8 protein-coding genes are annotated in these 12,729 nt (G+C 37.3%); 1 reads left to right on the top strand and 7 read right to left on the bottom strand.

All coding sequences use genetic code 11. The features are described 5' to 3' along the window. Positions 1-26 precede the first annotated feature (26 nt). The 6 genes from ACZ2G0_RS14355 to ACZ2G0_RS14330 all read right to left on the bottom strand — a co-directional run bounded on the left by ACZ2G0_RS14355 (position 27) and on the right by ACZ2G0_RS14330 (position 7,643). Positions 27-1,682, bottom strand: coding sequence for a hypothetical protein (locus tag ACZ2G0_RS14355; protein WP_470308201.1), 1,656 nt, complete (start codon positions 1,680-1,682; stop codon positions 27-29). Positions 1,683-1,768: 86 nt separating this feature from the next. Further along, positions 1,769-3,142: an MFS transporter gene (locus tag ACZ2G0_RS14350; protein WP_470308200.1), complete on the bottom strand. Its 1,374-nt coding sequence runs from the start codon at positions 3,140-3,142 to the stop codon at positions 1,769-1,771. A gap of 38 nt (positions 3,143-3,180) precedes the next feature. Then, positions 3,181-4,593, bottom strand: coding sequence for a glucuronate isomerase (gene uxaC / locus ACZ2G0_RS14345; protein WP_470308199.1), 1,413 nt, complete (start codon positions 4,591-4,593; stop codon positions 3,181-3,183). Positions 4,594-4,602: 9 nt separating this feature from the next. Beyond that, the gene (uxuA, locus tag ACZ2G0_RS14340; protein WP_470308198.1) at positions 4,603-5,760 is read right to left on the bottom strand and encodes a mannonate dehydratase; all 1,158 of its coding nucleotides are present in this window, start codon (positions 5,758-5,760) and stop codon (positions 4,603-4,605) included. A 30-nt stretch (positions 5,761-5,790) separates the two neighbouring features. Next, positions 5,791-6,603 (bottom strand): SDR family oxidoreductase, encoded by an 813-nt coding sequence (locus tag ACZ2G0_RS14335; protein WP_470308197.1) that lies wholly within the window; start codon positions 6,601-6,603, stop codon positions 5,791-5,793. A 209-nt stretch (positions 6,604-6,812) separates the two neighbouring features. After that, the gene (locus tag ACZ2G0_RS14330) at positions 6,813-7,643 is read right to left on the bottom strand and encodes a 5-dehydro-4-deoxy-D-glucuronate isomerase (RefSeq protein ID WP_470308196.1); all 831 of its coding nucleotides are present in this window, start codon (positions 7,641-7,643) and stop codon (positions 6,813-6,815) included. Positions 7,644-8,321: 678 nt separating this feature from the next. On the opposite strand from ACZ2G0_RS14330, the gene ACZ2G0_RS14325 reads away from it, so the two are divergent. Continuing rightward, complete coding sequence (locus ACZ2G0_RS14325) at positions 8,322-8,792, top strand: hypothetical protein (protein ID WP_470308195.1); 471 nt, start codon at positions 8,322-8,324, stop codon at positions 8,790-8,792. Positions 8,793-8,835: 43 nt separating this feature from the next. Here ACZ2G0_RS14325 and ACZ2G0_RS14320 read toward each other — a convergent pair whose 3' ends face one another. Next, the gene (locus tag ACZ2G0_RS14320; protein ID WP_470309851.1) at positions 8,836-11,892 is read right to left on the bottom strand and encodes a DNA polymerase III subunit alpha; all 3,057 of its coding nucleotides are present in this window, start codon (positions 11,890-11,892) and stop codon (positions 8,836-8,838) included. Positions 11,893-12,729 lie beyond the last annotated feature (837 nt).

Below are 12,729 nucleotides of genomic sequence, written 5' to 3'. Positions count from 1 at the left end.
TAACGGTTCTTTTTAAAGCGTAGCATTTATTTAGTTCTCGCCTGTAGCTGGTAATCGTATAGCGATGGAACTGCAATCATTTCTTGATTTGTTAAACTAATTGTTGCATTTGGCTCGTATGAAACAGTATAAGTAGCATTACCATGTACGCCAATTAAAGAGGCAAAAGGCCCGTCTTTTAACCCATTTAAAACGATCGTTTTGTCTTTAAAACTTTGTGGAACTTGTACATTTAAATTCCAAAAGGCACTAAAAGCAGCATGTGACGGTTTCCAATAATCAGCTCCGCCACCTCCAAAAACAGGGTAACTATTGGAGCTATTAGGTTCAATATAAACGGTCGTGGCATCAAATAAATTTTGATGATTGAGTCCTGAATGCTGATCTAAAATTGGCGATTTGTAAACCGTGCAATACTGATAAACGTTTTTAGTCGAAAAAGTGTTGAAACTTAAAGGATGAACCGCCTCATTGTACACTTTTAAGTTTTTGATTAATATATTGTGAACGCCTCCCAAAGCTACTGTATAGTGGGCTAGATTTGTACCTTCGGTTGTGATATTTTCTAGGGTAGTGTTGGCGATTTCTTCGGTTAAAATTCCACTATCTGCGTTGTGGATTAGGACGTTTTTCACCCAACTATTAAATAATCTTGTTAAGAAAATACCGTTGTAACCCGGCTCCACATGATGTGCAACTCGTGGCGCATCAGGAAAAGTAATTCGGAAATTTTCGATTCCAACTTCCGATAGGTGTTTCCATTCGACTAATTGACCCGCATAGGCAGCCTTAATATCAATCATTAAGGGATCTTTTAACGTAATTTTATTTCCTTGGACCGCTACAACTTCGACTTGTTGTCTTACAAGTGGCAGCGTTGGAAATTGCCAATGATGGGAACCCGGTGTTACGGCTGCATTGTTGTATAACGCTTTTATAATCTCTCCGTTTTGGCCGTCTTTGTTAAACAATTGTAATTCGACTACATCTCCTTTTTTAATCGAATTGATGTCAGTGGCGGTAATGGTAAAATCACCTCTTTTTCCAGCGGTGATTTTAGCCAGGACATTGAGCTGAGGGTCGTATTTTTCTAAGTAGGATTTTACGCGTTCCCCAGGAATTTGAGTCCAAATCATTCCGCCTGACCAAGCGTATTGCGAAAACGGTAAATCGATGTTGTTCTCCTTTTCTCTTTGTCTTTTGTCAAAAGTAAGCAGGTATTCTCTCAACTCTGTCAATGATTCAGGATCTTTTAAATACATCATTGGTCGTGGACAATAGATTTCGGTACCATTTTGTTCAGTACCTGCACCGCGCAAAATAAAATTACTTCGTTCAATGTACAGGATGCTGCTTAGAATTATCTTTCCCGCTGGTAATTGCAGGACCACGTTTCCCGCAAGCGATTTACAGGATTCAATAGCTTTGAGTAAGGCTTTTGAGTCATCAAGATTGTCATTAGCAATAACACCAAAATCAGTTGCATTAACTATTGTGGCTTGTGGATTAGGAATTGATTTTTCGCCATATTGATAACCCGCGTAACTGAAATCAGGAATGTAAGTTCCAGAATTCTTTGCGAATAGTTGCTTCAAGTCGCTTTTGGATTGTGAATATCCCTTTAGTGTTAGTAGCGAGAGTACAACCAAGGCAAGCAAAAGTATATGGTTATTTCTTTTCATTTTAACTTTTTTAAAACGTATTTCCACTAGCCGATTTGGGTAATCGTTTTGCATTTATTTGATACTAAATTTAGAAATAGAATCCATTATAAATCTTGAACTGCTACGTAATTAGGAACTAACGTTTTCATAACACACCAAGCGGCAAGGTAAGCAACAGAGCAAATAACAAACATAATTGTATAACCCGTTTGAATATGGCCTAACATTTCATAATAATCAAAAAGGGCTCCACCTAGTTTAGATACTAATACACCACCAATTCCCCCAGCCATTCCTCCAATTCCTATAATGGAGGCGATTGCTTTTTTAGGGAACATGTCAGATACTGTGGTGAAAATATTAGCTGACCAAGCCTGATGAGCGGAGGCACCTACACCAATTAAGAGTACTGGAATCCAATAGGTGATGGCTCCCAAAGGCTGCGCTAAAAGCACAACAAGAGGAAATAATGCAATGATAAACATCGCTTTCATGCGGCCTTCGTAAGCATTATAGCCTTTGTTGATGAAGTACATAGGAAAATAACCACCATAAATACTACCAATCATGGTCATGCTGTATAAGACCGAAAGCGGCAAAGCAATTTCTGTTTTTACCAATCCAAATTGTGCTTCTAAATATTTTGGTAACCAAAACAAGAAGAACCACCAAATACCATCGGTCATGAATTTACCACAAATAAAGGCCCATGTTTGTTTGTATTTGAGCAATTTAAGCCAAGAAATTTTTTCTTTTTCGGTGTCTTGAGCTACTATTGGCTCTACAGTTTCATCTTCTAAAATATAATCCAATTCGGCTGCAGACAATCTTTTTTGATTCTCTGGTTTTTCATAGAAAAAATGCCAGAGAAACATCCACACAAATCCGATGGCTCCAATTATGATAAATGCACTTTCCCATCCCCAATGTTGAGCGATCCAAGGTACGGTAAGTGGTGCTAAAATCGCCCCAACGTTTGAACCTGAATTAAAGATTCCGGTAGCTAAGGAACGTTCCTTTTTAGGGAAATATTCGGCGGTAGCCTTAATAGCAGCAGGGAAATTACCAGATTCTCCAAAAGCTAAGAAAGAGCGTGAGAACATAAAACCCAATATAGATACCGGAACAGCTCCCAATCCCACCCAAACAAAAACAGCATTCATCGAACTACCAATTGGAATGGCATACGCATGCATGATTGCACCAATGGACCAAAGCGCTATCGCTAAGGAGTAACCCATTTTAGTTCCTATTTTGTCGATTACTCGTCCCGCGAAAAGCATTGAAATAGCGTAAACGAATTGAAATATGGCAGTAATATTAGCATAATCGGTATTGGACCAATTGAATTTCTCAGAAAGGGTTGGAGCCAAAAGACTAAGTACCTGACGGTCTAAATAATTTATGGTTGTGGCAAAAAAGAGTAGTGCGCAGATGGTCCAACGATAATTTCCAATGGTTTTATTTTGGGTATTCATAATTGATGGTTTAGTGGTTAGTGCTGGTTTTGATCATCTTACTCTTTGGTAAAACCAAAATAATCTACAGCGTTTTGACTGCATATGTTGGTAACTAATTCTCCTAGAAGCGCCATGTCATTTGGCAATTCTCCTTTTTCGACTTCCTCACCTAGAACATTACACAGTATGCGACGAAAATACTCGTGACGTGGAAATGATAAAAAACTTCTAGAATCGGTTAACATGCCTACGAACCGACTCAATAGTCCGAAATTAGATAGTACGTCAAGCTGTTTTTGAATGCCATCTTTTTGATCTAAAAACCACCAAGCTGCTCCATATTGCATTTTGCCTGCACTAGAACCATCGTTAAAATTGGCTATCATGGCAGCTACTACTTCGTTATCACGAGGGTTTAAATTGTAAACAATTGTTTTAGCCAAAGCATTTTCGAGACTTAATCGACCAAAAAATCGACTCATGTTTTCAGCAATAAGTTCATCACCAATAGAATCAAATCCTTGATCAGGCCCTAAAAGTTCCATCATTTTAGCATTATTATTGCGAATGGCTCCCACATGAAATTGCTGTACCCACCGTTTCTTGTGGTTCATGGTTGCCATTTTATTCAAGATGGATGATTTGTATTTTTCAATTTCTAATGGAGATAGCTGTAGTAACTGTAATCCTTTTTTGAATATAATAGCCACTTCTTCATCGGTAAACGGTGAGCCGTAGTAATTAGAATGTCCGTGATCCGATATCCTGCAACCTGCTTCATGGAAATAGTCGTGACGCGACTCAATTGCCTGTAAAAAGGTTACATAATCAGTAATTTCATAACCCACAACCGCTTCTAGCTTTTGTACCCAAGCAAGAAAAAGAGGTCCTTTTTCAATTTCAGTAGCCTTGTCGGGTCTAAAGGTGGGTAAAACTTTTATTTCAAATTGGGCTGATTTTAATAGTTTATGGTACTGCAAATCATCGGTTGGATCATCTGTAGTTCCAATCATTTTAACATTCATTTTAAGTAATAAATTACGAACGCTGTATGCGGAGGTTTGTAGTAATTCATTACAAGTATGATATATTCTTTCTGCTGATTCAGAGTTAAGGAGTTCTGTTATACCAAAGTAATTTTTAAGCTCTAAATGTGACCAGTGATATAAAGGATTCCTTAAAGTATAGGGTAGGGTTTGGGCGTATTTTTTGAATTTTTCTAGATCAGACGCATTTCCAGTGATGTATTTTTCATCAATTCCGTTGGCGCGCATGGCTCTATACTTGTAATGATCTCCTGCGATCCATAATTGCGTAATGGTTTCGAATTGGCGATTTTCGGCTATGTCTTTTGGAGACAAATGCGAGTGATAATCGTATATGGGCTGTGCTTTGGCATAGTCGTGAAACAGCACTTTTGCTGTTGCATTGTGGAGCAAAAAATCGGCAGTTATGAAAGTTTTTGACATAAGGTTTTTTTAAAGGCTTCTTTTTATTCCCATTTCTAATCCACGTAGTTCAGCTAGTCCACGCAAGCGGCCAATACCTGAATAACCGGGATTCGTTTTCTTTTTTAGATCATCAAGCATTTGATGGCCGTGATCAGGGCGCATAGGGATGCTTTTGTTATTTTTAATTTCAATCGCTATAATTTCCTTTACTACGGCATACATATCTACATCACCTTCAAGATGGTTAGCTTCATAAAAATTTCCTTGTTCGTCGCGTTGCGTGCTGCGTAGGTGTATGAAGTTCATTTTATCGCCGTGGCGTCGTACAATTCCAGCTAAATCATTATCAGCTCGCACACCATAGGAACCCGTGCACATGGTAAAACCATTGGAAGGAGAATCACAAGCAGCCATTAGCTCGATTAAATCTTGTTCCGTACTAACCACGCGGGGTAGACCTAATATTGGATATGGTGGATCATCCGGATGGATTGCCATAAGAATGTGGTGCGCTGCAGCAACCGGAATTATTTCTTTTAGGAAAAAGAACAAGTTGTTCTTCAGTTTTTGGCTATCAATACCTTCATACGCTTGTAATGTGAGCAGGAAGTCATCAACTGAATACGCTTCTTCGGCACCAGGTAATCCCGCTAATATATTTTGTTGGAGTTTCTTTTTTTCGTCTGCTGTCGCATTTTCAAAATAATGCGTTGCAGCGGTTATTTGATCAGCAGTATAGGACTTTTCAGCCGATGGTCTTTTTAAAATAAATAATTCAAATGCTGCAAAAGCAGTTATATCAAATCGCAATGCTTTTGAACCGTCGGGCAATTCGTAAGCTAAGTCCGTGCGAGACCAATCTAAAACAGGCATAAAATTATAGCATACCGTACGGATACCACATTGCGCTAAATTGATGATACTTTGTTTGTAGTTTTCGATATATTGTAAGTAATTACCGGTTTGTTTTTTTATATCTTCATGAACAGGAATACTTTCAATAACGGATAAAGTCAGACCTGCAGCTTCAACCTCTTTTTTACGCTTCATGATCTCTTCCATCTCCCATACTTGCCCGTTTGGAATATGGTGTAATGCAGTTACCACTCCAGTGGCTCCTGATTGAGCGATATCTTGAAGTGAAACGGGATCATTGGGTCCAAACCATCTCAGTGTTTGTTGCATGTTGTCTATTTTTAGCTATTATAGTTTGGGTTAAATACTTGAGGCACTAAATCCGCCATCTACTTTTAGGATTGTACCGGTTACAAATTGGGATAAATCACTACATAAAAATAGTAAGGCACCATCTAAATCTTCAGGATTCCCAAAACGTCCCATGGGTGTATGAGCTATGATTTTCAAACCTCGATCAGTTAGTTCACCATTAGGTTGTAATAAAAGTGCTTTGTTTTGCTCTCCAATAAAAAATCCGGGTGCAATGGCATTAACACGTATGCCTTCGCCATATTTTGATGCTAGTTCAACAGACATCCATTTTGTAAAATTATCGATGGCCGCTTTTGAAGCCGAGTAACCTACCACTCTTGTCAAAGGACGTTCTGCTGATGCTGATGAAATATTTATGATTACGCCATTTTTTTGCTTTGCAAAAATCTCTGAAAACACTTGTGAAGGCAATACCGTTCCTATGATGTTTAAATCGATTACTTGTTGTAAATCGGCTGTTTTTAAATCGTACATGTGTTGATCTGGACCTACGGTAGCACCCGGCATATTGCCACCTGCTGCATTGATTAAGATGTCTAGGCGTCCATATTTTTCTAGGATAAAATCTCTTATATCCTCCATTTCTTTTTGGTTCAAGACGTTTCCCTTTATGGCAAATGCTTTTCCGCCTTGTGACTCGATTTGGGTAACCACTCCTTGCGCTTTCTCCATATTTTGCCCAATGATACCTACTGTAACGCCTTCTTTAGATAAAACTTTGGCCATACTGCTGCCTAAAACGCCTGCACCGCCAGTAATAAGTGCTATTTTATTGTTTAAATTAAATATTGTATTCATGTTTTTTTAATGGTTTTGAAATCGATTTTTTTTCTTTAAAAGAAAGTAGTTTGATAATAATTGGAAATGAATAGTTGTCAAAAACCGAATTAATTAGGACGGAATGGTAAGTTTCCGAAGTCGAAATATGTTGATGATTAAATCATTAGGTAGTACGCTACTCTAACTTTATTAAAAAATGCTTTTTATAGCCTATCGGTTCTTAGGGTTTACATCACATTTATTTTTGCTGTTTCGCTGCTATTAGCAAGTGAATTGGTTGTAGTGATTCCCCAAATAAAAGAAAAAGATGTAGTTCCAAAACCGGAGGACACTCCTTTAGAAGAGGCAATAACTGCTTGATGATTTTTAATCCAGATGTGGTTCATTTGATTGTCACATTCTGTAAAATGGCAAACCGTTTGATTTTCGGGTACGTCTAGATAAAAATAGATTTCGGTTGTGTCTTTTTGTTCTTGGTATGGTTCTCTATTCCATATATCTGCTTTTTCTAATTCTGTTATTCCCATTTGTAATTGGTGCGTTTGAATGGTTCCTCCAATTAGGATTTGGTTGTTAGAATCGGGTAGTTCGTTATCAAATGATTTTTCGGCAGCAGATACAAGATTGGCATTTTTGTGGGTTGGATAGGTCGTTGGTGTTGTTGCAGCATTAAAATAAAACAAAGCTGGTTTGTCGATTGTTTCGCTGTGAAAAATAATCTCCTTAGTACCTGATCCAATATACAAAGATTCTTTAGGTCCTAATTGGTACGCTATACCATCTGCTACAACGGTTCCGTTTGCACCAATATTTATAATTCCGAGTTCATGTTTCTCTAAGAAATACCCAGAGTCCATTTGGTTATTTTGTTCTAGTTTTAACGGAGATAATGGTATGGCTGACCCAACAATAAAGGTGTCGTTTTCGTTAACAGTAAAGTTGATTTCTCCCACCTGCATGAGGTTACTAATAATAAGGTCAGTAGCCACTTGAGAAGAATGATGTCTTTTAACTACTCTAGAGGTTGTCGTAAATGGGTTTTCAATAGTTGTAGGCATGACGATTGGTTTTAGTTTTTGGCTCGTTATAGTTATTGTTATGCAACTAACTTACTGTTCTCAAAGTTATCGCTAATTAAAAATAACTGCTAGTGTAGCGGCATGAATAATTGTCCATATTTAGGTGTTTAAAAATACAAGTAGCTGATTACTAGTTATTTGTATTTATATTTAAGTACGGATAATAGAAGTTAGACTATTGGTAACAAATTTTAAAAATACTATTTGAAGGTATTGATGCAGTATTGTTTTTGAATTGTTCTTGTCCGACAATTTTCAGATTGTAGTGATTCAACTTAAATTGCAAAAGAACAGTTCAGTGTTTTCCTTATTCTAAATTCCGAATCAGGTATTAATTTTTAATTTCAATTAAGAGGCAGAATGCTTTAGTTGGAGTAAAAAGTGGAGTTTCCGTTTTAAAATTTTACTTCGAATATAAAGTATCAAATAGGAAGTGATTCCGAAAAATAAAGAACAGAAACACTGTCATAATTTTAAGATATGCTTTCGATCAGTATAGCTTTTGTGGCAGTAATTAAAGTTATTTCTAATTAGTTTTCAGGCGAGGAGTTATTTTTTATCATTTTTATTGTGGTATTGTTTTTGTTAAATGTTTTCAAAGAGCGATAAGGATGTACTCTTAATTCGAATTCAAGGAACAGATTAAAAACATTTTTTATGAAAAAAATTCTTATTATAGTATTGCTGCTGCTGTCAAGTATTTCTTTTGGTCAAAACAATAACTTTATCGTAGAGGATAGTCTTATCATTTGGCGTAAAGTGTATGTAGGTGTTGAGAATTTTTCAGAGTTAAAAAATAATCCAAGATTAGATTTCAAGACGGATAGTAGTGGATTTATAAAAAAAACTAATTTCGGTAATGATAGGTTGTATGAACTCGTTGGCGAATTCCGAATTGAATTTAAAGAAAACAGATATAGAGTATCTATTTTCAATATTCGTTTTTATAGAATTGGGTCGAATACAGTAGAGAATGCCAAGGACCTGGAAACCACCACTGATTTTTCTATTGAAAAAGTAGCACTTAAAAGAAACGGAACCGTGCGAGAGTATACCGTCACGGAGGAATTAAATCACCATTTTATAAATTTATTTACAATAAAGGCAAAAGATAAAACTGATTGGTAGCTTTTATACCAATGAGAATAGTACAGTCACCGATTAATCATTGTTACCTTTCGGATGGGTTCATTTTATATCTTGGTAAATTAATCTCATGTGCTTGCGGATAAGGTGCTCTTTGTGTACTACTCACATCTTCCTTCATGCGTTGTTGGGTGATAAATTGATGGTCTTTCGAATCCGAATATCTTGGGTCGGGCACAAAAGGGAGTTTGGCCATTTTTAAGATGGTAAGCGTTGGAAAATGATAATCGACTTCAACAGTACCTAGTAACAAATAGCAGCCACCACCCTGAAAAGGATATTCGATCAAGTTATCCGGAAAATGAGTGGTATCAAAATAAGTACCTTCATAGTCGATCCAAGTACCAAAATACATCGTGCCTCTAGCAGTAGGAACTTGTTTTCTCGAAATTAAATAGGCCAACATTCGGACCTGTTTTTTATGATGTTGTATTAAATTCTGCGCCATTACGCTTCCGCGAAAAGACGTCTGTAACAAGTCAAAAGGCGTAAACGAAGTGGGAAAACCCAAGAGCTCTATTTCGTCAAAAGCATCTTCAAATCGAGAACGCTCCAATTTAGGTAGTTGGTACTCCTTAACCGATTCTTGCAACAAGAGCATTTGATGATCTGCTGGAGCCGAATTAAACAGTAAACTCGCCAGAATGAGCAATTGGTTTTTGGTTTTGCCTGTTTCGCGAAAAGCACCTATAAAAATCAATAGTTTCAAACTTTCTAATCCGATTTTTACGCGATTACAAAAATCTTCCAAGGACAAATAATCGCCTTGCAATTCTCTTTCTCGCACAATTTCTCCCGCCAATTTTTCTGCTAAACCTTGTAAATGCATAAAACCCAAATAAATGTCATTGCCGTATAAAGTGGTAGTTAATTCGCTTTTATTCACACAAGGATTATGAATCGTTCCGCCCGCCATTCTCGCTTCGTGCACGTAGACTTCCGTGCGATAAAAACCACCTTGATTGTTGATGACCGCCACCATAAATTCAACCGGATAATAGACTTTGAGGTACAAACTCTGGTAACTCTCCACTGCATACGAGGCCGAATGCGCTTTGCAAAAGGAATAACCCGCAAAGGATTCTATCTGTCGGTAAATTTCTTGACTCAGCGTTTCGGGATGTCCTTGCTGGGCACAACTGGCAAAAAAATGGTCTTTTACTTTTTGTAATGCCGCCAACGAACGTCCTTTGCCACTCATTGCACGACGCAAAATATCACCATCGGCAGCAGGCAAACCACCGTAGTGCAACGCAATTTTAATCACATCTTCTTGATAAACCATAATGCCGTAGGTTTCGCCTAATTGCTCTTCGAATACTTTATGGAAATATTCAAATTGAGAAGGATTGTTATGCCTGAAAATATACTCTTTCATCATACCCGACTTGGCCACACCGGGACGAATAATAGACGAAGCCGCCACCAATGTTTTATAATTATCACATTGCAATCGGCGTAGCAATCCACGCATAGCGGGACTTTCGATATAAAAACAACCAATGGTTTTTCCTTGAGCCAAAAAAGTATTGGCCAATTTTTCATTTTTCGAAAGGGAAGTGTCTCGAATATTAATCTGAATCCCTCTATTTTTGGCGACCAATTTTACCGTATCATCAATGGTCCCAATACCACGCTGGCTCAGAATATCGAATTTTTCGAAACCAATCGCCTCGGCTACATGCATATCAAAAAGCACAATCGGAAAACCTTTTGGGGGCATTTCTAAAGGTGTGTAATTGGTAATGGGTTCTTCGGATATTATAATTCCGCACGAATGCATGCTGCGTTGGTTGGGATATTTTTCTAATAACATGCCGTATTCTTGAACCTCTTTGACCACGCTATTGCTTTGCTGCAACCGCATCGGGTTTTTGGCCAAATGGTCCAATTCTTCTTTAGGTAAACCAAAAACTTTACCGACTTCTCTAAATATCGAACGGTATTTGAACTCGACATTCGTACCACAAAAAGCTACATTTTCGTATCCGTAACGATTGAAGATGTATTCCAAAATCACATCACGTTCTTGCCAGCTCCAGTCAATGTCAAAATCGGGTGGACTCTTGCGGTTTTCATTCAAAAAACGCTCAAAATACAAATCGAGTTCTATCGGGCAGATATCTGTAATTCCAAGGCAATAGGCAATAATCGAGTTGGCACCACTTCCTCTGCCAATATGCAAAAAACCACGACTGTTGCTGTACCGAATAATATCCCAAGTAATCAAAAAGTAACCGCTAAACTGCAATTCGTGAATCACTTTGAGCTCTTTTTGCACTCTTTCTAGAGCAATTTTATCCTTTTTTCCGTACCGCCATTCCATGCCTTGATGCGCGAGAGTAGTGAGCAACGCAATATCACTCTCGCTCGAATTGGTGTAATGTTTTTTATTTTTTGGAGTCGCAAAATCGTATTGAAAATCACAACTATCCATAATCATTTGGGTGTTGGCAAGCAATTGTGGATAGTCTTTGTAAACAGCTCGCAAACGCTCCTCTTCCACCATGACTTCATAGGGCGTTGCAATAGCTTCAGGAGTTAATTTGGACAACAAAACATTGTTATCAATCGCTCGTAGAATTTTGTGGAGTTGGTATTCTTTTTTAGTTCGAAAAGTCACCGGTTGTAGCACCACCATTTTATCCAGACTTCCTTTGTAACCAAACAACTTCCCCACTTCTTCTGGGCGGATACCTATATATTCATTGGTTTTAAGTACCATTGGCGCTTTCGCGAAAGCGTAAATAACCATCACCGCTTCAAAGGCAGGAGCTTCAATAGGCAAAGGAGTTTTATCGAAATTGTGCTTGGTCAAAAACCGATTCATCTCTGCCAATCCACTCGCGTTTTTGGCTAAACCGATGTATCGAAATTCATTATCCGAACGAAAATCAATTCCGATTATTGGTTTAATACTTACCTTTTTACATTCGATAATAAAATCATAAATTCCCGTAACGGTATTGATATCGGTCAATGCCATAGCGGTAACACCTGACCGAACAGCCTTTTCGATCAAATCGTCAAGCGGAATCGTGCCGTAGCGTAAGGAATGAAAAGAATGACAATTGAGGTACATAATAGGTATAAAATGATATTTGTAATTTTTATTTAACACAGATTCCACAGATTTTCTCAGATAAATTGGGAAGAAATTCTGTTTTTGAAATGCTTCGTTGGGTTTGGGTTTTCGTCCGTCAGGTAATACTTGATTAATGCTTTTATTTCACGTTTATGAGTCAAGAAAAAATCTGCGAAAATCTGTGAAATCTGTGTGCTAATTTTTTTATTAAATAGCTACTTCATCATGATTACTATTTTTTATTTCACGCAGATTTAGCTGATTTTCGCAGATAAGTTTACTATATAATCTGTGTTCCAATTTATTTTAAAGTATTTCATTGAGAAAGGTTTTGCGTTTTATTGAAACGCTATCATTGTTGTTTTTTAGTAAAGGAGCTTCGACAAGCTCAGCCTGACAAACGATACTTGATTGATACTTTTTATTTCACGTTGATGAGTCAAGAAAAAATCTGCGAAATCTGTATAAATCTGCGTGCCAATTTATTTTTTACTTCTATTAAATAGCTATTTCATCCTGTTTAATGTTTTTTATTTCACGCAGATCTAGCTGATTTTCGCAGATAGGTTTACTATATAATCTGTGTTCCAATTTCTTTTAAAGTATTTCATTGAGAAAGGTTTTGCGTTTTATTGAAGCCTATCATTGTTGTTTTTTAGTAAAGGAGCTTCGACAAGCTCAGCCTGACAAACGATACTTGATTGATACTTTTTATTTCACGTTGATGAGTCAAGAAAAAATCTGCGACAATCTGCGAAATCTGTGTGCTAATTTTTTTATTAAATAGCTACTTCATCATGCTTACTGTTTTTTATTTCACGCAGATTTAGCTGA

It is taken from the genome of Flavobacterium sp. KKT103 (assembly GCF_055640565.1).
This window is presented reverse-complemented; position numbering and strand designations above follow the sequence as displayed.

Coding starts and splice junctions, on each gene's coding strand:
- ACZ2G0_RS14355 (WP_470308201.1), bottom strand. CDS start 1,682: ATGAAAAGAAATAACCATATACTTTTGCTTGCCTTGGTTGTACTCTCG.
- ACZ2G0_RS14350 (WP_470308200.1), bottom strand. CDS start 3,142: ATGAATACCCAAAATAAAACCATTGGAAATTATCGTTGGACCATCTGC.
- uxaC (WP_470308199.1), bottom strand. CDS start 4,593: ATGTCAAAAACTTTCATAACTGCCGATTTTTTGCTCCACAATGCAACA.
- uxuA (WP_470308198.1), bottom strand. CDS start 5,760: ATGCAACAAACACTGAGATGGTTTGGACCCAATGATCCCGTTTCACTT.
- ACZ2G0_RS14335 (WP_470308197.1), bottom strand. CDS start 6,603: ATGAATACAATATTTAATTTAAACAATAAAATAGCACTTATTACTGGC.
- ACZ2G0_RS14330 (WP_470308196.1), bottom strand. CDS start 7,643: ATGCCTACAACTATTGAAAACCCATTTACGACAACCTCTAGAGTAGTT.
- ACZ2G0_RS14325 (WP_470308195.1), top strand. CDS start 8,322: ATGAAAAAAATTCTTATTATAGTATTGCTGCTGCTGTCAAGTATTTCT.
- ACZ2G0_RS14320 (WP_470309851.1), bottom strand. CDS start 11,892: ATGTACCTCAATTGTCATTCTTTTCATTCCTTACGCTACGGCACGATT.